This is a genomic window from Pseudomonas sp. A125, from assembly GCF_055409485.1.
The window spans coordinates 13389-37482 of the sequence record NZ_JBUZVP010000025.1 but is presented as its reverse complement, the minus strand read 5'-3'; the positions used below and the strand labels follow the sequence as shown (position 1 = coordinate 37482).

At 60.6% G+C, this 24094-nt stretch carries 22 protein-coding genes; 11 read left to right on the top strand and 11 right to left on the bottom strand.

The features are described 5' to 3' along the window. Window positions 1–87: 87 nt before the first annotated feature. From ACZRN6_RS27180 to ACZRN6_RS27155, 6 genes are all read left to right on the top strand, one after another. Window positions 88–390 (top strand): c-type cytochrome, encoded by a 303-nt coding sequence (locus ACZRN6_RS27180; protein WP_464009268.1) that lies wholly within the window; start codon window positions 88–90, stop codon window positions 388–390. A 33-nt stretch (window positions 391–423) separates the two neighbouring features. Next, a complete protein-coding gene (locus ACZRN6_RS27175) occupies window positions 424–1029 on the top strand; it encodes a c-type cytochrome (RefSeq protein WP_010168648.1) in 606 nt (201 codons plus the stop codon). A gap of 169 nt (window positions 1030–1198) precedes the next feature. Beyond that, window positions 1199–1837 carry a thiol:disulfide interchange protein DsbA/DsbL gene (locus tag ACZRN6_RS27170; protein ID WP_464009267.1) on the top strand — a complete coding sequence of 213 codons (639 nt, stop codon included), beginning with the start codon at window positions 1199–1201 and terminating at the stop codon, window positions 1835–1837. Window positions 1838–1847: 10 nt separating this feature from the next. Then, window positions 1848–2726 (top strand): endonuclease/exonuclease/phosphatase family protein, encoded by an 879-nt coding sequence (locus tag ACZRN6_RS27165; protein ID WP_003214803.1) that lies wholly within the window; start codon window positions 1848–1850, stop codon window positions 2724–2726. After that, window positions 2723–4831, top strand: a complete 2109-nt coding sequence (locus ACZRN6_RS27160; protein ID WP_464009266.1) for a GGDEF domain-containing protein — start codon at window positions 2723–2725, stop codon at window positions 4829–4831. Before ACZRN6_RS27165 ends, ACZRN6_RS27160 begins: the two co-directional genes overlap by 4 nt. A gap of 98 nt (window positions 4832–4929) precedes the next feature. Beyond that, on the top strand, window positions 4930–5706 hold the full coding sequence (locus tag ACZRN6_RS27155) for an N-acetylmuramoyl-L-alanine amidase (RefSeq protein WP_322142660.1): 777 nt from the start codon (window positions 4930–4932) through the stop codon (window positions 5704–5706). Between the two features lie 70 nt (window positions 5707–5776). Here ACZRN6_RS27155 and ACZRN6_RS27150 read toward each other — a convergent pair whose 3' ends face one another. Then, entirely contained in the window at window positions 5777–7564 is a 1788-nt protein-coding gene (locus ACZRN6_RS27150) for a KinB sensor domain-containing domain (RefSeq protein ID WP_322142661.1), read from the bottom strand. Window positions 7565–7574: 10 nt separating this feature from the next. Then, window positions 7575–8921: a sigma-54-dependent response regulator transcription factor AlgB gene (algB, locus tag ACZRN6_RS27145; RefSeq protein WP_003214793.1), complete on the bottom strand. Its 1347-nt coding sequence runs from the start codon at window positions 8919–8921 to the stop codon at window positions 7575–7577. Between the two features lie 391 nt (window positions 8922–9312). Here algB and ACZRN6_RS27140 point away from each other — a divergent pair, with 391 nt between their 5' ends. From ACZRN6_RS27140 to ACZRN6_RS27120, 5 genes are all read left to right on the top strand, one after another. Next, a complete protein-coding gene (locus ACZRN6_RS27140; RefSeq protein ID WP_322142662.1) occupies window positions 9313–9597 on the top strand; it encodes a hypothetical protein in 285 nt (94 codons plus the stop codon). 76 nt (window positions 9598–9673) lie between these two features. Continuing rightward, window positions 9674–9838 carry a DUF1328 domain-containing protein gene (locus ACZRN6_RS27135; protein WP_003170804.1) on the top strand — a complete coding sequence of 55 codons (165 nt, stop codon included), beginning with the start codon at window positions 9674–9676 and terminating at the stop codon, window positions 9836–9838. Between the two features lie 2 nt (window positions 9839–9840). Continuing rightward, window positions 9841–10308: an inhibitor of vertebrate lysozyme family protein gene (locus ACZRN6_RS27130; protein ID WP_322142663.1), complete on the top strand. Its 468-nt coding sequence runs from the start codon at window positions 9841–9843 to the stop codon at window positions 10306–10308. 730 nt (window positions 10309–11038) lie between these two features. After that, on the top strand, window positions 11039–12370 hold the full coding sequence (gene gltP, locus ACZRN6_RS27125; RefSeq protein ID WP_010168665.1) for a glutamate/aspartate:proton symporter GltP: 1332 nt from the start codon (window positions 11039–11041) through the stop codon (window positions 12368–12370). A gap of 99 nt (window positions 12371–12469) precedes the next feature. Further along, entirely contained in the window at window positions 12470–13699 is a 1230-nt protein-coding gene (locus tag ACZRN6_RS27120) for a nucleoside recognition domain-containing protein (RefSeq protein WP_322142664.1), read from the top strand. 87 nt (window positions 13700–13786) lie between these two features. On the opposite strand, the gene ACZRN6_RS27115 is transcribed toward ACZRN6_RS27120, so the two are convergent. From ACZRN6_RS27115 to ACZRN6_RS27075, 9 genes are all read right to left on the bottom strand, one after another. Beyond that, complete coding sequence (locus tag ACZRN6_RS27115) at window positions 13787–14446, bottom strand: ABC-type transport auxiliary lipoprotein family protein (protein WP_322142665.1); 660 nt, start codon at window positions 14444–14446, stop codon at window positions 13787–13789. Continuing rightward, a complete protein-coding gene (locus ACZRN6_RS27110; protein WP_017477990.1) occupies window positions 14443–15381 on the bottom strand; it encodes an MlaD family protein in 939 nt (312 codons plus the stop codon). The genes ACZRN6_RS27115 and ACZRN6_RS27110 overlap by 4 nt, the downstream gene beginning before the upstream one ends. 1 nt (window position 15382) lies before the next feature. Further along, the gene (locus ACZRN6_RS27105; RefSeq protein WP_464009265.1) at window positions 15383–16186 is read right to left on the bottom strand and encodes an ABC transporter ATP-binding protein; all 804 of its coding nucleotides are present in this window, start codon (window positions 16184–16186) and stop codon (window positions 15383–15385) included. Then, entirely contained in the window at window positions 16183–17331 is a 1149-nt protein-coding gene (locus ACZRN6_RS27100; RefSeq protein WP_464009264.1) for an ABC transporter permease, read from the bottom strand. Before ACZRN6_RS27100 ends, ACZRN6_RS27105 begins: the two co-directional genes overlap by 4 nt. A 55-nt stretch (window positions 17332–17386) precedes the next feature. Then, the gene (locus ACZRN6_RS27095) at window positions 17387–18430 is read right to left on the bottom strand and encodes a DUF5924 family protein (RefSeq protein ID WP_322142668.1); all 1044 of its coding nucleotides are present in this window, start codon (window positions 18428–18430) and stop codon (window positions 17387–17389) included. 71 nt (window positions 18431–18501) lie between these two features. Continuing rightward, the gene (locus ACZRN6_RS27090; protein ID WP_464009263.1) at window positions 18502–19884 is read right to left on the bottom strand and encodes a M16 family metallopeptidase; all 1383 of its coding nucleotides are present in this window, start codon (window positions 19882–19884) and stop codon (window positions 18502–18504) included. Window positions 19885–19941: 57 nt separating this feature from the next. Beyond that, the gene (locus ACZRN6_RS27085) at window positions 19942–21600 is read right to left on the bottom strand and encodes a Na/Pi cotransporter family protein (RefSeq protein WP_322142670.1); all 1659 of its coding nucleotides are present in this window, start codon (window positions 21598–21600) and stop codon (window positions 19942–19944) included. Window positions 21601–21813: 213 nt separating this feature from the next. Then, on the bottom strand, window positions 21814–22581 hold the full coding sequence (locus ACZRN6_RS27080; protein WP_003214768.1) for a TerC family protein: 768 nt from the start codon (window positions 22579–22581) through the stop codon (window positions 21814–21816). A 64-nt stretch (window positions 22582–22645) separates the two neighbouring features. After that, window positions 22646–23953 (bottom strand): CitMHS family transporter, encoded by a 1308-nt coding sequence (locus tag ACZRN6_RS27075; RefSeq protein WP_322142671.1) that lies wholly within the window; start codon window positions 23951–23953, stop codon window positions 22646–22648. Between the last annotated feature and the right edge of the window lie 141 nt (window positions 23954–24094).

Below are 24094 nucleotides of genomic sequence, written 5' to 3'. Positions count from 1 at the left end.
CCAGCGAAAGGTGAAGTTCACGGGAGCGATAGACCTTTATTGCGCATTAGAACGCAAAACGCTCTCAAACCCTGAAAAGGTCGATGTATGACCAAGTGGCTGCTGGCCGTCGGTGTCTTGATGCCACTTTACAGTGTGCAGGCTACACAGGATCCGGAGGCTGTGTACAACCGCGTTTGCGGGGCCTGCCATGCCGGACAGTTGCCCAACGCCCCGAAACGGGGTGACCAGGCAGCCTGGAAGCCAAGACTGGCTCAAGGTATGGACACGCTGGTGCAACACGTGACCCAGGGTTTCAAGGCGATGCCGCCGCGTGGTTTGTGCATGGACTGCAGTACCGAGGATTACCATGCCGTCATTCAGTTGATGGTGAGTAAACCCGGTCCATAACTCTTTAACCCTTAGCCGTAGTTGGATTAGCTGATGAACAAACTGATCGTGAGTCTGCTGTTGACCCTGGGCATCACCGGTGTTGCCCATGCCGCAGGCGACGCCACTGCCGGCCAGGCGAAAGCCGCCGTATGTGGTGCTTGCCATGGACCGGACGGTAATAGCCCGGCGCCAAACTTTCCAAAACTGGCCGGCCAGGGTGAGCGTTACCTGACCAAGCAGATGCACGACATCAAGGACGGCAAGCGCACGGTCCTGGAAATGACCGGCTTGCTGACCAACCTCAGCGATCAGGACCTGGCAGATATCGCGGCGTATTTTGCCAGCCAGAAAGGCAGCGTGGGAGCTGCTGATCCAAAACTGGTGGCCCACGGCGAAGAACTGTTCCGCGGCGGCAACCTGGAAAAGGGCATGCCTTCGTGCATCGGTTGCCACTCGCCTAACGGTGCTGGCCTTGCCGCTGCCGGTTTCCCGCACTTGAGCGGCCAGCATGCGCAGTACATCGGCAAGCAGCTGACGGACTTCCGCGAAGGCAATCGCACCAACGACGGCGATACCAAAATCATGCAGAGCATCGCCGGGAAACTCAGCAACAAGGACATCGAAGCCGTATCCCAATACATCCAGGGCCTGCACTAATTGCCCCGGCTACGTTAACGCTCGATTAATCCGTCGATGCAAGCATAAAAAGGGTGGCTTAGGCTGCCCTTTTTTGTGGCCGGTGCCGTTACACTAACGAACTCATGCCCGCGTAGACCTGTCACAACAAAGGTCGCGTGAGGCGACTTTATTTGTCCAGGAGTAAAGCATGCGTAATCTGATCCTCAGCGCCGCTCTCGTCACTGCCAGCCTTTTCGGCATGACCGCACAAGCTGCCGATAATGTGCCGCTTGAAGCCGGTAAAACCTATGTTCAGCTGGAGACGCCGGTACCGGTTTCCGTGCCGGGCAAGATCGAAGTGGTGGAGCTGTTCTGGTACGGTTGCCCGCATTGCTACGCTTTTGAGCCGGTGATTAATCCGTGGATCGAAAAACTGCCTGCTGATGTGAATTTCGTGCGTATCCCGGCCCTGTTCGGTGGCCCATGGGATGCCCACGGCCAACTCTTCATCACCCTGGACACCATGGGTGTAGAGCACAAGGTGCATGCCGCCGTGTTCAATGCCATCCAGAAAGAAGGCAAGCGCCTGCTCAAGCCTGAAGACATGGCCGATTTCGTCGCCACCCAAGGTGTCGACAAAGCCAAGTTCACCGAGACGTTCAACTCGTTCGCTGTGAAGGGCAAGATGGCCCAATACAAGGCACTTGCCCAGAAATACGGCGTGCAAGGCGTACCGACCCTGATCGTCAACGGCAAATACCGCTTTGACATCGGCAGTGCTGGCGGCGAAGAGCAAGCGCTGAACGTGGCCGACCAATTGATCGCCAAAGAGCGCGCAGCCAAGTAAGGGGCCCGTCATGCGTCGCTGGGGTACTGAACGTGTCGTTGGCCTGCATGACCCGAAGGTCAATGAACACCACCTGGAATCCACGGGCCTGCCGGCAGACAGTCGGCTGCGCCTGCTCAGTTTCAATATCCAGGTGGGCATCAGTACCGAGAAATACCGGCATTACCTGACCCGTGGCTGGCAGCACCTGCTGCCCCACAACGGGCGTGCCGGCAACCTGCAAAAGATCGGCGACCTGCTGGGCGACTTCGACCTGGTAGCCCTGCAGGAGGCCGACGGTGGCAGCCTGCGTTCCGGCTACATCAACCAGGTCGAACACCTGGCCCAGCTCGGCGCCTTTCCCTACTGGTACCAACAGCTCAACCGCAACCTCGGCAAACTCGGCCAGCACAGCAATGGTGTGCTCAGTCGCCTTAAACCGTGGGCGATCGAGGATCACCCCTTACCCGGTCCGAAAGGCCGCGGGGCGATCCTGGTGCGATTCGGCGAAGGGCCGGAAGCGTTGGTGGTGGTGATGATGCACCTCGCATTGGGGGCTCGAACCCGCACCCTGCAGTTGGCCTACATTCGCGAGTTGATCGGCAACTACAAACACCAGGTGCTGATGGGTGATATGAACACCCATGCCTCAGACCTGCTACAGAATTCCCCGTTGCGCGACCTTGGGTTGCTGGCGCCGCAAGTCGAAGCCACCTTTCCCAGCTGGCGTCCGCAACGCTGTCTTGATCACATTTTGCTCAGCCCGACCCTGACACTCGAAAGTGTGCAGGTACTGGCGCAGCCCATCTCCGATCACCTGCCGGTCGCGGTAGAGATTCGTCTGCCGGGTTCGCTCACGGCTGATGCATTGCCCGCGTTGAGCCCCGGCCCTCGCGGACCCCTTGCATGAGCGACGACGCCCAGCGCTGGAAAGAAAAATACCTGTTAAGCATCGAGCAGCAAGAAAAGCTCGAGCGCCGCTGGGCCGCCCGCCTCGACCTGCTGCGCCGGGGGTTGGTGCGCAGCACCCTCGCGGCGGAAGGGACCGACCGCGCCGTTGATCAATGCATGAAGGAAATGCGCGATGTTGTGCGCACAGACGACATGGATGCTGCGCTTGCTGCACTGTTGCCGCGCCTGGAAAAGGCCGTGCTGGATTCGGAGCAGCGCCGCGAAACCCGGGTTGACCAGATTGGCACGGCCTTGACCGCGTTGGTCACCCAGTTGCAGAAACTGCCCTTGCCGCGTGAGGTGAGTCGCCCGCTGAAGGCGTTCGCCAAACAGCTGGACGGGCGTGTCGGCCAAGCGCGGGAGATCCCGCTGTTGCTGAGTGAGTTGAGCGGCCTTCAGGGGCAGGCATTGAGCAACATGGAGCCGGAGGGCGAAGCCAGCCGTTCGGGCCCGGGCTTGTTGCAGCGTCTGTTTGGCACGAGGGACGCAGCGGCCGAAACCCCCGAGGTTGAGCAACCTGCGCCACCGCGCCCGGCGGTTCAGGCGCCTGCTGCGCCAAAGCCGGTGGATGAGGCTGAAGCGCCAGCGCAATCGGCCGAGCTGGCTCAAGCGCTGCGAGCTTTTGCGCCACAACCCAAAGCCCCGGCGGCCGCAGAGCCGCTGCCTGAGCGCGTGCCACCCGTAAAGGCTGTTGAGGTTGTCAGCGAAGTGGCGCCAGATGCCCCTGCCATTGTGGCCATGGCTCCCGTCATCGAGGTGCCCGCAGCGATTGTCGAACCACTGGAGCCCGAGCAGCCGACCGAAACGGAAGGTGAGCCAGCGCTTGAAAGCGCCCTCGCCGCTATGGTCGAGGCGCCAGAGGTACAGGCCCGCGAGCTGGAGCAAACGAAGATCGGCAGCTTGTCGCTGCCACCGGTCATGGCCGATGAGGCGCAAGAGCCGCCGGCCCCAGCGGAGCTGAACCCCGACGAACTGCAAGCGGACCAAGCCTACGCACTGCCCGACACGCCCGAGCCGTCTTACAGCTCGGTGGCCAAACACATCGAAGACACCCTGCTCGGCTTGCTGGAAGACCTGTCGCTACCCGAGCGTCATAGGCCTCAAGCCGAAGCGATGCGTGAACGCCTGACGCATGGCTTGAACTGGTACGAACTGCTGCCGATCCTCGATGACCTGGCGGTATTGATGCTGGCCATCACCGACAGCGGCCAGCACGAGTTTGAAGCCTACCTCAAGCAACTCAACGAGCGCCTCGAAGCCTTCCAGGGCCATTTGCAGGTCGCCAGTGAAGGCCACGCCGACAGCCGTTCAGCCGCCAGAGAGCTGGACACCCAGATCCGCGAACAAGTGGATGGTTTGCAAACCAGCGTCCAGGACGCGGCCGACCTGGATAGCCTCAAGCACGTGCTGGAGAGCCACCTTGAAGGGCTGCTGGGCACGATGGACGAACACCAGCACCAGCGTGACCAACGTGAGCAGGAAGTGGCTGCCCGCCTCAAAGGCTTGGCCGAACGGGTCGCCAATATGGAGCAAGAGGCTCAGGGCTACCGGGAGCACCTTGAGGTTCAGCGCCAGAAAGCCCTGGTCGACCCGCTTACCGGCTTGCCCAACCGAGCAGCCTGGAGCGAACGCCTGGAGCACGAGGTCAACGCCTGGCATCAGCAGGGAAACAGCCTGTCACTGGCGATGTTGGACCTGGATCACTTCAAGCGGATCAACGATGGCTATGGTCATCTGGCCGGCGACAAGGTGCTGAAGATCATCGCCACGGTGCTCCGAAAGCGCCTGCGGCCCAACGACTTCATCGCGCGCTTTGGCGGTGAAGAGTTTGTGCTGCTGATGCCCAACTCATCGCTGTCCGAGGCCTTGGCCGTGGGTGAAACCCTGCGCGCAGCCATCGAAGCCTGCCCGTTTCACTTCAAGGGCGAGCCGGTGACGATCACGGTGTCCATGGGCATGGCGCAGTTTCAGCCGGGAGAGCGCAGTGACCTGGCCCTCAAGCGTGCCGATGAGGCGCTGTATCGCGCCAAGGCCGCAGGGCGCAATCAGGTGCAGGCGGCCTGAAAATGTTCCATTTTGTTTAAAACGCCGCATTTGGCCGCTTGGGAGCAAACGGTACGTTACACTGTTGCATTACCGTCTTAAGCGTATTGTCTGCTGCCATGAAACTTCTGTGTTCTGCCTTGCTGCTTCTCCTGCTCGCCGGTTGCGCGAGCGGCCCTCGCCTGGACACCAGTCATCCGTCGGTGAACCACGACAACCGTGTGCAGTTCGTCGTCGTGCACTACACCTCTGCGTCCCTTGAGCGCTCGCTGGCGCTGTTGACCCATGGCCAGGTCAGCAGCCATTACCTGATCGGTGATGATGCCTCGGCCACCATCTATAAATTGGTGGACGAAAGCCAGCGCGCCTGGCATGCCGGGGAAAGCGAATGGATGGGCCGCACCTGGCTCAACTCCAGCTCGATCGGGATCGAAATCGTGAACCCGGGCTATCGCGATTTGCCGACGGGCCGCGTCTGGTATCCGTACTCCGAGGCGCAGGTGCAATCGCTGGTGGTGCTGCTCAAGGACATCAGCAAACGCAACGGCATCGACCCGCGGAACATCATCGGCCATAGCGACATTGCCCCGTTGCGCAAGCTGGACCCTGGGCCATTGTTCCCGTGGAAGCGCCTCGCGGATGAAGGTTTGGGCATGTGGCCGGACGCCAAGGCAGTGGCCCGTTACCAGGTGCAGTACGCCGTCGATCTACCGAGCATTACCTGGTTCCAGCAAGAGTTGGCCAAGCTGGGCTATCCGACGCCACAGACGGGCGAGCTGGATGTGGCGACGCGGCATGTGGTGGCCGCGTTCCAGATGCATTTCCGGGCATCGTTGTATGACGGGACGCCGGATGCTGAAAGTGCCGCGATCCTGCGGGCGTTGAATCACCAATAATTGTTGGCGCGCGGCTTGCCGGTGATGGCGTCCTCAGAATCGCCATCGCCATCGCCGGCAAGCCGGGCTCCTACAAGGGCAGCGCCATGTAGAACTGCGTTCCCTGCCCCGGCCGCGAATAAACCCCCATGCGGCCACCGTGCAATTGCACGATTTCCTTGCACAGCGCCAGGCCCAGCCCGGCGCCGCCTTTCTTGCGGCCTACCTGCACAAACGGTTCGAATATCCGCCCTTGCTGGCCGTAGGCGATACCTTCACCGTTGTCCTCGACGCTGACGATCACCCGTTCACCATGGCGGCGCGCCTGCAAGCGGATCTGCCCACCGTCGGCTGTGTGCCGCAGGGCATTGCCTAAAAGGTTATCGAGTACTCGCTCCAACTGCGCTCTATCGGCATGCAACCTCGGCAGCGGGGGCTGCTCATCAACCAGCAATTCGATGTTCTGCGCGTTCGCCTGCTCCGCGAAGCGGGCGCGGGCATGTTCGAGCAAGTCGCTGATATCGCACGGGCCCAGGGTAAGTTTCTGCAAGCCGTTTTGATAGCGCGAGAAGTTGAGCAAGTCGTTGATCAACTGCATCAGGCGCTGCATTTCCTCGTTGACCGTATCCAGCAGGTCCGCTTCGCGAGACTCTGCAGGAAACTTCGCCCGTTCGCGGAACAAGCCGAATGCCATGTGCATACCCGTCACCGGCGTGCGCAGTTCATGGGATGCGCGCAACACAAACTCACTGCGCACTCGTTCAAAGGCGCGTTGTTCGGTCACATCATGCAGCACCATCACCGCGCCCAGAATATGCCCTTGGGTATGGCTGACCGGTGTCAGGCTAAAAGTGAGCAGGCGCAGCTCGCCCTCGACTTCCACCTCCAGGTCTTCAGGTGCGCGCTCCAGGTTGCCACCACGTAGTACCAAATGCAGTTGCTCATCCAGCTCGGGGCGGCCCAGGGCGTCGCCAAGGCCTTGGCCCAGGCGATTCTCATCCCAGCCCAATTGACGCTGTGCCACCGGGTTAAGGTGCTCCAGGCGCCCCTGGCGGTCGATCATCAGCAGGCCGTCGTCGATGCTGTCGAGTACCGCTTGTAAGCGCTGCTGCCCGGCAAGCAATTCATCGACGTTGGTTGCCTGATGCTGGCGCAACGCCTCGGCCATGATGCCGAAGCGCCGGGTCAGCAGGTTCATTTCAGCCGCGGAGGAGATGGGCAGCGTGACTTCGAAGTTGCCCTGGCCGATCTTGTCGGCAGCTTTGGCCAGGGCTTCGATCGGCCCGCCAAAGCGCCGGGCGATCCCGTGGGCGGTGATGAAACCAATGATCAGCACCGCCAGCCCGACCAGGCCCAGCAGGCCCGCAATCAACAGCGCGCGTTCACGGGACTTGTGTTCGGTGTCGTTGATGTTTTCGAGGGCTTTCTTGTGCTCGGCGATCAGGCCGTTGCGCAAGATATTGAAACGCTCGGTCAACTCGTCGTTGTTACGCAGTTGCGGCGTAGTATTTTCGTTTTTATCGAACGCTTCCAGGAAGCTCAGGTAATCAGTTTTGGCTTGGGTAAAGCCGCTGGTTGTCGCGTCCTTCTGTTCGTGCTCAATGCCCTGTTGCAGCAGGGCGAAATAGCGTTGCTTGGAATCCTCCAGCGCGGCCGCATCAGGTCGCTCGTTGAGCATGATCATCAACTGATCGCCGAGGGTCTGCCGCAGCTTGAGCCCCAGGTCCAGGGTGATGAAGTTGCTGCGAATCAATGACTCCTGGGTCTTGGCCATTTGCATGACACTCACCAGGCCCAGTAGCAACCCCAGCAGGGCAACGGTGATCAGCGCAGAAATACTCAAGAACAGCCGAGTGCGCAGCTTCATCGCAAGCTTCATAGGCTACAGCTCACAGGTTGTATTGTTTGCGTTTGCGGTACAGCGTCGAGGCATCAATGCCAAGGGTCCGGGCGGCCTGGTCCAGGGTATCGCTGGTGGCAAGCACGGCGCCGATATGCGCTTTTTCCAGTTCATCCAGGCTCAAGGCTGCACCGATACGCGGGGCATTATTGGTCGGCTGTTCGGCCATGCCGAGGTGGCTGATTTCAACCTTTTCCTGTGGGCAAATGATGCTGGCCCGCTCGACCACGTTGCGCAGCTCGCGAATGTTTCCCGGCCAACGGTAGTTGAGCAGGGCCTCACGTGCTTCATCGCTGAACCCGCGGGCCGGTCGCGCGTATTCCTTGACGAAACGCGCCAGGAACCGGTCGGCCAGGGTCAGGATGTCTTCGCTGCGTTCGCGCAGCGGCGGCAGGTGCAAGGTGATGACATTCAGGCGATACAGCAGGTCTTCGCGGAAACGACCGTCGCGGACCATGTCTTCCAGGTTCAGGTTGGTGGCAGCGAGGATCCGCACGTCGGCGCGCCGGGTCACCGGATCACCGACGCGCTCATATTCCTTGTCCTGGATGAAGCGCAGCAACTTGGGTTGCAACGTGAGCGGAAAATCGCCGATCTCATCAAGGAACAGCGTGCCGCCGTCAGCCTGGTTGACCCGGCCCAGCGTGCTTTCGCTGGCGCCGGTGAAGGCTCCCCGGCTGTGACCGAACAGTTCACTTTCCATCAGTTCCGCTGTCAGCGAAGGGCAGTTGATGGTGACGCAGGATTTCTTTGCCCGCTTGCTCCAGCCGTGAATGGCCCGGGCCAGTTCGCCTTTACCGGTACCAGACTCGCCGAGAATCAGGATATTGGCATCCGTACCCGCCACCTGGCGTGCAGTCTCCAGCACCACCATCATCGCCGGGCTGTGGGAGTCGAGGCCGTCCTTGGGCTGGCGCACTGCGCCTTCGAGTGCTTCCAGGCGTGCCGATAGCTGGCGCACTTCCAGTTGCTTGGCCGTGGCCAGGCGTAACTGGTCGGGGCTGCACGGTTTGACCAGGTAATCAGCGGCACCGGCCTGGATCGCGTCCACGGCCGTGTCGACTGCCGAATGGGCGGTGACGATCACCACGCGCATCCACGGTGCCTGGATACGCATTTGCGCCAGTACATCCAGGCCGTTGTCTTCGCCCAGTCGCAGGTCCAGGAAGCACAAGTCAAACACCTGGCGTTGCAACAGGGCATCGGCTTGGGCGGCGCTGTTGGCGGTGGCTACGGTGTAGCCTTCATCTTCCAGGCAGTAACGGAAGGTGCGAAGGATCGCGGATTCGTCATCCACTAAAAGAATGCGGCCTTGAAGTTCCTTGGCTGATTCCATCTGTCCCGCGCTCCTTAAGAATGAATGATGTTGTTTAGTCCCGGAATAATCGGGCAAGTTGCATGGTTTATTCTGATTGATTAAAGCCGACATCGCGCAGCTATCTGCGCTTCTTCTTACAGAGATGCCCATTCGAGGCGTTTTTCTGCCTCTCTTGCCTCTTCGGCAGTCGAGCGCTGCGTTTTTATCCTTCTATCCGACCACTGACCATCGTGCATTACGCACGGTAAGGATAGGGGCATCGTGCAGGATGCTCGTGGTGTCAAACCGCTTTCGTTTTCAAGTGTTTGATTTTGCTGGATTTTATTTTGTTAAAAAACTGGCACGCAGGCTGCAATAGGTCTTGTACGAGCTTCATCAACGAATAATCAGAATGCGGGAGAGATACAGCATGACTCGCCAAAGCCTCACCCAACTGCGTGTATCGCCATTGCGTCTGCAACAGGGGCTGTTTGCCAGCCTGGCCCTGATGGTGACCTTGATTGGCGGTCAGCAATTGGGACATTGGCAACAGAGTCAGCAGCAAGCCGCGCATTTTGAGCGTCCGATGATGACCCAGACCCATTTTCGTTCCGTCAGCGCCAGCGCTGGCGAAGTGACAACCCCGCAATTGGCGGCGGTTGAACAGGATTCCACCCTCGGCGACCTGCCTTATCAGGAACGCTGGGTGTTCTAGGCAAGACGCGGTTCTCGACTCGAGCGACCGCAGGCATCACCGCTGTTACCCCTAAAGAAGCTTAAGGAGAATCACCATGTTGAGTTGGGCAATCACATTTCTGATCATCGCCATTGTGGCTGCAGTCCTGGGCTTCGGTGGTATCGCGGGCACCGCCACGGGTATCGCCAAGATTCTGTTTGTGGTGTTCCTGGTGATGTTTATCGCTTCCTTCTTCTTTGGCCGTCGTGGCCGAGGCTGAACATGTTCAATTCGTCCCTTAAAGCCCTGGCTGCCGCCCTGTTGTTGGGCGGCAGCGGCTTGGCGCTGGCTGCCAATGACGGCCAGTCCCGGGCCAATGAACTGTTGAGCGCGGACCCGCAATACCGCGAAACCTGGCAGGGCGTGGTCAAGAAGGAAGAGCGTCTGCCGGAGTGGGTGTTAAACCTCTCGGGTAGCGCAGAACAAATGAACGCCGTTGAAGAAGCAGGTGACAAGTACTTGGTCGGGCCGCTCTGTGAAACCGCAGACACGTGCAAGAGCAAGCGCTTGATCGTCGCTTTTAGTTACGACAAGGAAGATGCCTACGCAATGTTGGTGGAAGTCCCGGCCGGCCTGCCGTCCGATAAATCCCCGACTAGGCATGCCGACTACCGTTTTCTTGGCAAGCCGAACGAAGGCATGCAGAAGCTGTTGATGGAACAGCTCAAGAAAGATCCGAATTGGTACTAGGCTGGTCCGCACGACGCTGTCGTCTACCAGCCTATCGTCCATAGAAAGAAGCGCCGCGTTTCTTTCTGTCTGCATCGCCCGAGGAGGACGATGCATGACCAGGGGGCCGGGTTGCTCTGATCGATCGGATCGGCGTGACCTACGGGTACAAGGAGTGCCTGCGCAAGGGCCGGGTCAGGTGAAAAGCTGCGACGCAAGTTCCCAAGCTGATGGTTTGTGGAACTTGCGACGAGCTTACGGCTCTGACGCCTGCTTCTTGTCATGCCGCCCATAGCGGCAATTTTCCTTTTTGCTTCGCTCAAACCATTTCTTGGTGTGTGCGCGTGACCATCTATCGAGAAAGTTTGTCCTCTGCCAGACGAGTTTTCCGATGGTATGCGTAGGAATTTTCAGGAGTTTTCGACCGCGACCGTAGATTTTCAAAAAACCCTGCGCGAGCCTGAAATGGCCGGTTCGCGGCATTTATGCCTGCCGAAATGTCGTATTCGAACTGACCGTTCAGACAGAAAAACTCAAAAAAACTCATGCCGATTCGGCATAGGGTAGGCGTTTACGGCATTAGACGTCGCCTCCTTGCATCGGAATAGTTGCGCCTTTTTTCGCCTGCCAGTGAGCCATATCGGCCAACTGCGGTGACCTTCTACGGGGGCAGATGCACACACTTTTTCGCTTTCGAGCGTTCCAGCTGCTGGCGCATCTGCCTGAGTCCACTTGAAGTAAGGGTAATGACATGAAGAAGGCAAAGCTAAGCCTCGCCTGGCAGATCCTCATCGGTCTGGTGCTGGGGATTGCAATCGGTGCAGTGCTTAACCATTTCAGTGCCGAAAAGGCCTGGTGGATCAGCAACGTGTTGCAGCCCGCCGGCGATATCTTTATCCGCCTGATCAAGATGATCGTTATCCCGATCGTGATTTCGTCGCTGATTGTCGGAATTGCCGGTGTTGGGGATGCGAAAAAGCTCGGTCGGATCGGCGTGAAAACCATCCTTTACTTCGAAGTGGTCACCACCATTGCCATTGTGGTCGGCCTACTGCTGGCCAACCTGTTCCATCCGGGTACCGGCATCGACATGAGTACCCTGGGTACCGTCGATATCTCCAAATACACGGCCACCGCCGCCGAGGTTCAGCACGAGCATGCGTTTATCGAGACGATCCTCAACCTGATCCCCTCGAACATCTTTGCCGCCGTGGCCCGTGGCGACATGCTGCCGATCATCTTCTTCTCGGTGTTGTTCGGCCTCGGCTTGTCGAGCCTCAAGCCTGAACTGCGCGAGCCCCTGGTAACCATGTTCCAGGGCGTGTCCGAGAGCATGTTCAAAGTCACCCACATGATCATGAAATACGCCCCGATCGGCGTGTTTGCCTTGATCGCGGTGACGGTCGCCAACTTTGGGTTCGCCTCCCTGCTGCCGCTGGCCAAGCTGGTGATCCTGGTTTACGTCGCCATTCTGTTCTTCGCCTTTGTGGTGCTTGGCCTGATCGCCCGCCTGTTCGGCTTCTCGGTGATCAAGCTGATGCGCATCTTCAAGGATGAGCTGGTACTGGCCTACTCCACCGCCAGTTCCGAAACCGTGCTGCCGCGCGTGATCGAGAAGATGGAAGCCTACGGCGCGCCGAAGGCGATCTGCAGCTTTGTGGTACCCACCGGCTACTCGTTCAACCTCGACGGTTCGACCCTGTACCAGAGCATCGCGGCAATCTTTATCGCCCAGCTGTATGGCATCGACTTGTCGATTGGCCAGCAACTGATGCTGGTACTGACGCTGATGGTCACCTCCAAAGGCATCGCCGGCGTGCCGGGCGTATCCTTCGTCGTGCTGTTGGCGACCCTGGGCAGCGTGGGTATTCCGTTGGAAGGCCTGGCGTTCATCGCCGGTGTCGACCGCATCATGGACATGGCGCGTACTGCGCTGAACGTGATCGGCAACGCCCTGGCCGTACTGGTCATCTCCCGCTGGGAAGGCATGTACGACGACGCCAAGGGCGAGCGCTACTGGAACTCGCTGCCGCACTGGCGCACCAAGGAAGCGCTGCCGGCCGGCGAGACCACTCGCGGCTGATCGCCAGGACTGCCTCCTACACAAACCCCGGAAAATCCGGGGTTTGTCGTTTCTGCCAGCCCCGCTATCATTCGCCCCATCTTTCGGGGGATTCAACTGATGCTCAATGGCCTGTGGCTTGGCTTTTTTATCGTGGCGATGGTGTCCGCGTTCGCGCAATGGCTGATCGGCGGCAACGCCGGCATTTTTGCGGCGATGGTGGAAAGTATCTTTGCCATGGCCAAGTTGTCGGTCGAGGTGATGGTGCTGCTGTTCGGCACGCTGACCTTGTGGCTGGGCTTCCTGCGCATTGCCGAGAAAGCCGGGATCGTCGACTGGCTGGCCAAGGCACTTGGGCCTCTGTTTCGCCGCCTGATGCCGGAAGTGCCGGCGGGCCACCCGGCCATCGGCTTGATCACCCTCAACTTCGCCGCCAACGGCCTGGGCCTCGACAACGCCGCTACGCCCATCGGCCTGAAAGCCATGAAGGCGCTGCAAGAGCTCAACCCCATCCCCAACACCGCCAGCAACGCGCAAATCCTGTTCCTGGTGCTTAATGCGTCTTCCCTGACCCTGCTGCCGGTGACCATCTTCATGTACCGCGCCCAGCAAGGTGCGGCCGACCCGACGCTGGTGTTCCTGCCGATCCTGCTGGCCACCAGCGCCTCGACCCTGGTGGGCCTGCTGTCGGTGGCAGTGATGCAACGCCTGCGGCTGTGGGACCCGGTGGTGCTGGCGTATCTGATTCCGGGCGCGTTGGTACTGGGTGGCTTCATGGCCTTGCTGGCGACGCTCTCAGCCACTGCGCTGGCAGGGTTGTCCTCGATCCTCGGCAACCTGACGCTGTTCGGGCTGATCATGTTGTTCCTGGTGATTGGCGCGCTGCGCAAGGTCAAGGTCTACGAGGCGTTTGTCGAAGGGGCCAAAGAAGGCTTCGACGTGGCCAAGAACCTGCTGCCGTATCTGGTGGCGATGCTCTGTGCGGTGGGGGTGTTGCGGGCGTCCGGCGCGCTGGATTTCGGCTTGGAAGGCATTCGCCATTTGGTGGCCTGGGCTGGCATGGACACGCGCTTTGTCGATGCGTTGCCGACGGCGATGGTCAAGCCATTCTCCGGCAGTGCGGCGCGGGCGATGCTGATTGAGACGATGCAGACCCAGGGCGTGGACAGCTTCCCGGCGCTGGTGGCGGCGACGATTCAGGGCAGTACCGAGACCACGTTTTACGTGCTGGCGGTGTACTTTGGCTCGGTGGGAATCCAGCGGGCGCGGCATGCGGTGGGGTGTGCGTTGTTGGCGGAGTTTGCTGGTGTGGTGGCGGCGATAGCGGTGTGCTACTGGTTCTTCGGTTAAGGCCTACATCCCCTGTGGCGAGGGAGCTTGCTCCCGTTGGGCCGCGAAGCGGCCCCAGTAAGTTTTCGCAGGTGTGTCAGTCAAAGTTCATTGACCGGTTTTGGGGCTGCTGCGCAGCCCAACGGGAGCAAGCTCCCTCGCCACAAAAGCGTGGCTTCCCAGGCCGACGGCCCAATCCACCACTTGCCTGTTCAGCGCATCCCCAGCCTGACCAAACCCGGCCACCACCGCCGGCACCTTGGTATCGCCCACCGGCTGCCTCACCTCAAACCGCTTGCTGGCGATAATCCGCTGATCACTCCCGCGCACCAGCCGCGCATCCAGCCGTATCACCACTTCAACTGCACTGCCGCGATACTCACTCTGAAACGCCTGCAATTGCCCGCCCAATTCAAAGTCCGCCTGCAGATTGGTCTCATCGGTACTGAGCAGCGTCACCCGCCCATCCCGCTGGAAACCATCCAACAGCCGGTTACGCAATAACACCGGCGACGGATCGCTCCAGCGTGAATTGGCATAGCTGCTGATCAGGTCGCCGTTAGGCACCACGGCAATCCGCGGGCTGTCGAGGAACTCGCTGGTCTGCGGCTTGGTCACGCGCAGGGACCAGGCCACCGGGCTGGCTTGCGTGGCCGTCTGCGTCGATGGCAACCGGTACACGTTCGAAGGATCCGCCTTGGGCAAGATCGAACACGCACTGACCAGTGCCAGGGCAACGGGGGCGATTACTTGGTAAGCACGCTTCATGGCGTGAACTCCTTGTTCTTGTCGCTGCCCAGCAGGTACCCGCTGGGGTTGGCTTCCAGGCGGCGGGAAATGGCGCGCAATGAACCCAGGGTCTCCCGCAGTTCGCGCACCGCTGGCGCCAGTTCGTTGAGGCCTTGCATGCCGCTGTTCAGAGAGTCTTTGTTGTTGGTCAGCAAGGTGTCGATGGTGGCCGTGCTTTGTTGAAGCGACTGCATGGCCTTTTCAGCACTGCCGAATACCTGCTTGCCCTGGTCGTTGAGCAAACCATTGGCATTGCGCATCAGCGCGGTAGTTTGCTCCAGGGTCGCGCTGGCCTGTTTGCTCACCTGCATCAATTGCTGCATCACCACTTTGATGTCGCCGCGCTGATCGGCGATGGCACCGGTGGTCTGTTGCAGGTTATCCAGGGTATTGCTGAGGCGCTCGACGTTCTCCCGGGAGAACATGTGGTTGGCGTTGTGCAGCAGCAGGTTGATGCTGGTCATCAGGTCATTGCTGTTGTTCAACAGGCGAGCGATGGGCGAGGGCGAGGCGATGATTTGCGGCAGTTCGCCGTCCTTGCCCTTGAGTTCCGGGCTTTGGGGCGTGCCGCCACTGAGCTGGATGATCGAAGTGCCGGTGATGCCGGTCAGGGCGAGCTTGGCCTGGGTGTCTTCCTTGATCGGTGTTTGCCCGGCCAGACGGATGCGCGCCAACACCCGGCGCGGGTCTTTCGGGTCGAGGCGCAGGCTGGTGACGTCGCCCACCTTGATCCCGCTGTACTGCACCGCGCTGCCCTGGGACAAGCCACTGACCGCCTCGTTGAAGATCACTTCGTAATCCTGAAACGCGCTGTCGACGCTGGATTTGGCCAGCCACAGGCCAAACAGCATGGCGCCGACCACGACGATCACGCTGAACAGACCGATCATCACATGATGGGCTCGGGTTTCCATGTCATACCTCGTTGAGCAGTTGAGCGGCATCCAATGCCGCGCGGCCCCGTGGGCCATGGAAGTATTCGTGAATCCAGGCGTTGTCGGTTTCCGAGACGACATCGATGGCATCTGCCACCAGTACCTTTTTCTGCGCCAGCACCGCCACGCGGTCGGTGATGGTGTACAGCGTGTCGAGGTCATGGGTGACCAGGAACACGCTCAGGCCCAACGCATCGCGCAGGGTCAGGATCAGTTGATCGAAGGCGGCGGCGCCGATCGGGTCGAGGCCGGCGGTGGGTTCGTCGAGAAACAGAATGTCCGGGTCCAGCGCCAGGGCACGGGCCAGGGCCGCACGCTTGATCATGCCGCCGGAGAGTGACGATGGATACTTGTCGGCGGCCGACAATGGCAACCCGGCCAGCGCGAGTTTCACCGCCGCCAGGTGTTCGGCATCGGGGCGGCTGAGGCCGGCATGTTCGATCAGCGGCAAGGCGACGTTTTCGGTCACCGTCAGCGAGGAAAACAGCGCGCCCTTCTGGAACAGCACACCAAAACGGCGCTCCACCATCGAACGCTCGTGTTCCGACAGCGTCGGCAGGTCCTGGCCAAACACCCGAACCGAACCTTCGCTGGGTTGGCGCAGGCCAATAATGCTGCGCAGCAATACCGACTTGCCGCTGCCCGAACCACCGACCACGGCCAGGATCTCGCCCTTGTATAAATCCAGGTCGAGGTTCTCATGCACGCTTTGCGGGCCAAAGCGGTTGCACAGCCCACGGACTTCGATCACCGCCTCGGCGGGTGCACGACGTAACCGACTCACCAGCCCATCTCCATGAAGAACAAGGCGGCGACCGCATCCAGCACGATCACCACAAAAATCGATTGCACCACGCTGGAGGTGGTGTGGGCGCCGACTGACTCGGCACTGCCGCTGACCTTGAAGCCTTCCAGGCAGCCAATGGCGGCGATCAGGAAGGCAAAGATCGGCGCCTTGACCATGCCGACGAGGAAGTGCTGCACGCCGATGTCCGATTGCAGCAGCGACAGGAACATCGCCGGCGAAATATCCAGGGCCACCGCGCACACCACGCCCCCGCCGATAATCCCGGAGAGCATCGCCAGGAACGTCAGCATCGGCAGCGCCACCAGCAATGCCAGCACGCGGGGCAGCACCAGCAATTCCATCGGGTCCAGGCCCAGGGTGCGGATGGCGTCGATTTCTTCGTTGGCCTTCATCGAGCCGATTTGCGCGGTAAAGGCACTGGCAGTACGGCCGGCCATCAGGATTGCGGTAAGCAACACGCCAAATTCCCGCAGGAAGGAAAACGCCACCAGGTCCACGGTGAAGATGCTCGCGCCAAAACTGGCCAGCACCGTGGCGCCAAGAAACGCCACCACTGCGCCCACCAGAAAGGTCAGCAAGGCCACGATGGGCGCCGCGTCGAGGCCGGTCTGTTCGATATGCGCGACCACCGGCGTGACGCGCCAGCGCTTGGGCCGGAATACGCCACGGGCGAAGGTTTCGAGGATCAGGCCGATAAAGCCCAGTAACTTCAGGCCGTCTTGCCAGACGGTGTACACCGCGCTGCCGATGCGCGCCAGCAACATGATGCCGGCGGCCTCCTCCGGTTCTTTGATCGGGACACAAAAATCGTTCAGTGAGCGGTACACGGTTTTGAGCAATGCGCGGTCGGCGGGCGAGAGGCTGCAGTCGGTCTGTTCGGCGGATTGTTCGATGCGCTCGGGGCCGAGCAATTCCACCAGCAGCGAGGCGCCGGCGGTGTCCAGGGCGCCGAGGCCGTTAAGGTCGATGCGTGCGCCAGCGTCGTACTGGCCGTCGAGCTTTTCCGACAGCTTCTTCAGGTTGGCATAGTGGGCAAGCGTCCAATCCCCGGTAATCCTCAGCAATGGAGGTTGGATGGACGTGTCCAGATGGGCTGCGCCGGCCGTTGTGCTACTGGTCATAAGCTCCGAGCTTGTTTGGCTATTCCACAATTCCTACGTAATAGCACGATCCTACCTACTTTGGCGCGTCCGGCGTTGTGGTGCCCTGACCGGGATCAGTCACCTTGAAGCGCAACACGCCGATCACTTGGCCATCCTCGGTCAGCACGCGTACCTGCCAGCGTCCCACCGAGTCGGCGGGGAAGTTCTGCTTGTGGGTCCAGGCGCGATAACCTTCCTTGCGCCCGCCGTGAATGTCCAGGGCGATGCGGTCGACTTCCTTGCCGTTGAATTTCCACACGTGGTAGATCCGTTCATCCAGCCCACGCGGAGCGTTGATCGCGGTGTAGGCATACAACCCGCTGCTGCGCAGCTGGGTGGCGCTGACTTCTTTCAGGTCATCGCCGGGCGTGCGGTCCTGCAGTTGGGTACTGATGGCCACTTCGGTCATCCACAGCGTCGCGGGCGGCACCCAACTGCGCAGGAACCAGCCGGCGCAACCAATCGCGGCGGTCACTCCCAGCAACATGGCCCAACCCTTGATGCTGCGCAACGGCAGGCTGACGGCCAGGCTCGGGATCGACAACGCCATCGCGACGCCGAGGGCCAGCTTGTAACTCTCGGCGGTGGTCAGGTGCAGGATGATCGGCAGGGCGGTCAACAGGGCCGCGAACAGGGTCAGGGTGTGCAGCGCCAAAAACAGCGAGCGCTTGGGCGCCAGCCACTTGTAGTACAGCGGATCGGTGATAGAGACGAGCGCTGCCGCGCCCAACAGGCCGGTAAAAATCGACTGGCCGCTGTTCCAGGTGGTGGTGACAAAAAAGAATGGCAGGACAAAAAACAGGCTTTCCTGGTGGATCATCTGCGTGGCGTAGCGCAGCAGCGGTTCGGGGATTTCCCGTTTGAAGATTTTGCTGAACAGCTGGGTGAAGCTGTTTTCGAGCATCAGCCATAACCAGCTCACCAGCATGATCACCGCGATCCAGCTGGCCATGCCTTGCTGGCGGTCCACCAGGATAAAGCTGCACACACCCGAGATGAAACCGCCGAGTGCAATCACCCCTGGGTAGCGCTTCATCAGCTCGAGGATGCGCTGGATGGTGTGGGTCAGGATAGGCATTCGGTTGTTCACAGTCTTTGTAGGAAAAATCCCAGACAGAATAACGTTTTAGCTGTTTTCTCGGGGCCTCATTACGCAATCCCTTTGCGATAACGCCACACGCCGAGCAACACAATCGCAATCAGTCCCAGCGCGCCAGCAGCGATCCAGTAGAGGCTGTCGTAACTGAACAATGGTTTCTCGATGCGCCAGTAGCCGTTGTGCTTGAACAGCTCGCGCATGGCCTGGTTGGCCTGCTCCAGGCTGACGGCCTTGATACGCTTGGCCGGGTCGCTGAAGCGGCCCTTGGCGTAGTCGCCCGAGGCGCTCCAGTAATAGTCGGCCAGCGCGCTGTTACCCTGTACCGCCCAGGCTTGGCGGGCGATGGCGGCTTGTTGCAGGCGAGCAAAGGTGGTTGGGTCGAGGCCGTCCTGGAGCAATTGGGCCTTGAGGGTTTGCAGCACTTGCTCGGCTTCGGGCAGGTTGTCGCGCTCAAGGTCGGCGTTGAGGCTCATGAAACCGACCCCGCCGAGCACTTCGCGCTCGCTCCATGGGCCGTAGGACAAACCGTGCTGCAACCGCAGTTGGCGGTACAGCGCCCAGTCCAGGTAGTCCTTGAGCAGGTCGAAGGTTTCATCGTACTGGTCGTCCAGTACCGGCTCGGGGAACAGCCAGTGCAGCTTGGCGTTGTCACCGACCCAGCCGTGGATCAGGTCACGGTGGATGGCGGCGGCGTGTTGGATGTCCGGGAGGGGGCGATGTTCGCTGGGGTCTACTGGATCAAGCGCGCCATAGGTGCGTTCGAGGTAGGCCGGCAACAGTTTGTCGAGGTCGCCGACGATGATCAGCGTCATGTTGTTGGGGGCGTACCAGGCCTTGCGCAGCTTTTCCAGCTGGTCGCGGGTCAGGTGGTCAACGTCGGCCCGTTCGGCGCATTTGAGGCCCAGCTCCACCGCAAGCTGGCTGCTGGCCTTGTGGCCGAGGTCCTGGCGGTCCAGCAGGCGTTGCAGGTGCGAGTAATGGCCGCCGTCTTCGCGCTCCACCACCTGTTTGGCGGCGTTGATGTTGGCGTCGGTCAGTTGCGTGCGGGTAACAATGGCCAGCAGCAGGTCGAGCACCTTGCGCTGGTTTCGCGCCGGGGCCTCGATGACGAAGGTGGTGTCGGCGTTGCTGGTGTAGGCGTTCCAGTCACCACCGAGGGCTTGCATGCGCTCTTCCAGCTCGCCTTCGCCGCCGCCATCGATGCCGCTGAACAGCAGATGTTCCAGCAGGTGCGGCAGCTCTTTGTCTTCGCAACTGAAGTCATCCAGGCCTACACCCACCACCAGGCGAATGGCCACGTGGCCGCGTTCGGTGCCCGGCTTGAGCAGCAATTGCAGGCCGTTGGGCAATGTATAGCCCTCGACTTGCAGGCGGTCAAAGGCAAAGGTTTGTGCCGAGCCCATGAGCAGGCAGGCGAATAACAGGCGACGCATAACAAGCTTCCTGGCGAGTGAGGTCCTTGTTAACTGACTTCACTCGCCATCTTACGTTCAGGGCGAATGGGTGATGTCGGCGATATCGTCCACCGAGAGCGCGCCGGTGTCGGTGGTTTCCAGCACCACATAAGCGCTGCTGCAGAACAGCGAGTTGAGGCGCTTCATGTCGGCAATCAGCTCAAGGTGCAGGGAACTGGTCTCCAGGCTCTGTACGATTTTACGTTGCAAGCGGCTGACGTGGGCGTGGGCCAGGCGACGCTCCTGGGCGCGAAAGCGACGTTTCTCCCGCAGCAGTTGCCGGGCGCTTTCGGGGTCGGCGCTGAGGAACACCGACAGGCCCAGGCGCAGGTTGGCGATCAGTTGGGTTTGCAGGCCGGCGAGCTCTTCCAGGCCGACTTCGGAAAATGAGCGGCGCTGGGAGGTCTTTTGCTGTTGGACCTTGCGCAGCATCCGTTCGATCAGGTCGCCGGCCAGCTTCAGGTTGATCGACAGTTCGATGATCTCGGCCCAGCGCCGGCTGTCCTGTTCGCTGAGGTCTTCCCGGGGCATTTGCGCGAGGTAGAGCTTGATCGCGCTGTAGAGCGCTTCAACGTCGTCGCTCAGGCTGCGCATTTCCTGGGTGATGGCAGTTTGTTTGCCTCGCAGCACTTCCAGCATCGAGGTCAGCATGTTGTCGATCAGGTCGCCCAGGCGCAGGGTTTCGCGGGCGGCGTTGGCCAGTGCCAGGCTGGGCGTGGCGAGCGCTGCGAGGTCCAGATGGCGAGGTTTAGCCAGGCCGTTGACCTCTTCGCGCTCCGGCAACAGCCAGGCACACAAGCGGGACATCGGGCCGATGGTGGGCAGCAGGATCAGGCAGCGAGTGACGTTATAGAGCAGATGAAAGGTGATCACCATGCCTTGGGCGCTGTAGTCCAGGGTGTCCATCCACCCTACCAGCGGATCGAGGACGGGGATGATCAGCAGCAAGCCGATCAGCTTGTACAACAGGCTGCCCAGGGCCACCTGGCGCCCGGCGGCGTTCTGCATGCTGGTACTGAGGAAGGCCAGCACACCGCTGCCGATGTTGGCGCCGATCACCAGGCCGATGGCCACGTGCAGGCCAATTACGCCGGCACCGGCCAGGGTCGCGGTCAGCAGGACGGCGGCCAGGCTGGAGTAGGAAATCATCGCGAACAGAGCGCCGACCAGGGCGTCGAGCAGGATATCGCCGGTCAGTGAGCCGAACAGGACCTTGACGCCTTGGGCGTGGGTAATCGGGCCTGCGGCCTCGACGATCAATTGCAGCGCCAAAATGATCAGGCCCAGGCCAATCCCGACGCGGCCCATCTGCCCGGCACGCGTCTGTTTGCGTGACAGGAAGAAAATCACCCCGAGAAAAATCAGCAGCGGCGACAGCCACGAAAGGTCGAAGGTCAATACCCGGGCCATCAACGCCGTACCGACGTCGGCACCGAGCATCGTGGCCAAGGCGGGCATAAGCCCCATCAGGCCCTGGCCGACAAACGAGGTCACCAGCATCGCCGTGGCGTTGCTGCTTTGCACCATGGCCGTCACCAGGATACCGGCGATAAACGCCAGCCAGCGCTTGGACATGTTCTGCCCGATGACCTGGCGCAAGTTGGAGCCGTACACCCGCAGGATGCCGGTACGGACGATGTGCGTGCCCCAGATCAGCAGGGTTACCGCGGAAAGCAGATTGAGCAGGGTCAGCATGCTGGGCCCCCTGTATTGAGTCGTGCTCCAACCGGAGCAAGTGGATAGTGCCGCGTGCCTTTCTACGTCTTGTACTTAAGCTGTAGTTGGCGAATGGGCTCTGCGCCAGCATCGCATAGCTAAAGTTGGGATTGAAACAAAACTGTCATGAAATCAGCTTTTTGCAGATGAAAAAAAGGGGCCTCAAGGCCCCTTTTTACACGCGGGTCTGGGTTATTGACCCGGAATGTCCTTGCGCAGTTTCACAGGGTCCTGCTGTTTCTTCTTTTTCGCGATGGCCGTGCGCATCTTGATGTTCACCGCTTCCACCGCCAGGGAGAACGCCATGGCGAAGTAAACGTAGCCTTTAGGCACGTGAACGTCGAAGGCTTCGGCGATCAGCACGGTACCCACCACCAGCAGGAACGACAGCGCCAGCATTTTCAGCGACGGGTGCTTGTCGATGAAATCGCTGATGGTGCCAGCGGCCAGCATCATCACCAGCACGGCGACGATGATCGCGGCCACCATTACTGGTACGTGGGAAACCATACCCACCGCGGTAATCACCGAGTCCAGGGAGAATACGATGTCGATGATCGCGATCTGGATGATGGTGTAGATGAACTTGCCACCGGCGCCTTTCGGCTCGTCGTGGGTTTCGTCTTCACCTTCCAGTGCGTGGTACATCTCCTGGGAGCTTTTCCACAACAGGAACAGGCCACCGAAGAACAGGATCAGGTCGCGGCCGGAAATGCCCTGGCCGAACACCACGAACAAATCGTCGGTGAGGCGCATCACCCAAGTGATCGACAGCAGCAACAGGATGCGCGTGACCATGGCCAGGGCCAGGCCGAAGATCCGGGTGCGCGCCTGCATATGCTTGGGCATGCGGCTGACCAGGATCGAAATCATGATGATGTTATCGATGCCCAGGACGATCTCCAGGGCTGTCAGGGTGAAGAAGGCAATCCAGATTTCCGGATTGGTCAGCCATTCCATGTGTATTCCTTTGAGCGAGTGTTAAACCGCGCCAGCTGCAGCGCCGCGCGGTGAGTCGGTACGATTATAGAGTGCTGAACAGCGGAAAAATCCCCATCAGCAATGCGGCGACCATTATGCACAGGCACACCAGCACCGCCCACTTGAGGGTGAAGCGCTGGTGATCGCCAAATTCGATACCCGCCAGCGCCACCAACAAGTAGGTGGATGGAACCAGTGGGCTCAACAAGTGCACGGGTTGGCCAACGATCGAGGCACGGGCCATCTCCACGGCGGTGATGCCGTAGTGGCTGGCGGCTTCGGCCAGTACCGGCAGTACGCCGTAGTAGAAGGCATCGTTGGACATGAAGAAGGTAAACGGCATGCTCACCAGCGCGGTAATCACCGCCAGGTAAGGGCCCAAAGCGTCAGGGATGACTGCCAGCAGGCTCTTGGACATCGCATCGACCATGCCGGTGCCGGACAGGATGCCGGTGAAGATGCCGGCCGCGAAGATCAACCCGACCACCGCCAGTACGCTGCCGGCGTGGGCGGCGACGCGGTCTTTCTGCTGTTGCAGGCACGGGTAGTTGACGATCATCGCGATACTGAAGGCCACCATGAACAGCACGGGCAGCGGCAGCAGGCCGGCGATCAGGGTGCACATCAGGGCCAGCGTCAGGGCGCCGTTGAACCAGATCAGCTTCGGACGGCGGGCGTCCGGGTACTGCGAAACGCTGATTTCGCTGTGGTCGATTTCGTCGCCCTGCAGGTGCAGTTCACCGAGGCGCGCACGTTCGCGCTTGCCGTACATATAGGCGATCACCAGGATGGCAACCACGCCCGCCAGCATCGCCGGGATCATCGGCACGAAAATGTCCGACGGGTCTACATGCAGCGCACTGGCCGCACGGGCAGTTGGGCCGCCCCATGGCGTCATGTTCATCACGCCGCCAGCAAGGATGATCAGACCGGCCATGATCCGCGGGCTCATGCCGATGCGCTTGTACAACGGCAGCATGGCGGCCACGCAGATCATGTAGGTGGTGGCGCCGTCACCGTCCAGGGAGACCACCAGGGCCAGCACGGCAGTGCCGACCGAGACCTTCAGCGGGTCGCCCTTGACCAATTTGAGGATCTTGCGCACGGCCGGGTCGAACAGGCCGGAGTCGATCATCAAGGCGAAGTAGAGGATGGCGAACATCAGCATCACGCCGGTCGGCGCGAGCTTGGTAATGCCTTCGAGCATCATTGGGCCGATTTTCGGCGCAAAGCCGCCGAACAGCGCGAACAAAATCGGCACGATGATCAGGGCGATCAGCGCAGACAGGCGCTTGGTCATGATCAGGAACATGAACGTGATGACCATGGCAAAGCCAAGGAAAGTCAGCATAGGAATACTCCAGGCGTAGCGCGGCTAGGGAATGGCGAACCGGTTGGGGGTCAGCGCAGAACGAAAGGCACGAGGCGTACGGGTGGAGTTGGGGCAAACAGGCGGGTACGAGCGGACATCGGGAATCACCATTGTTGTTGT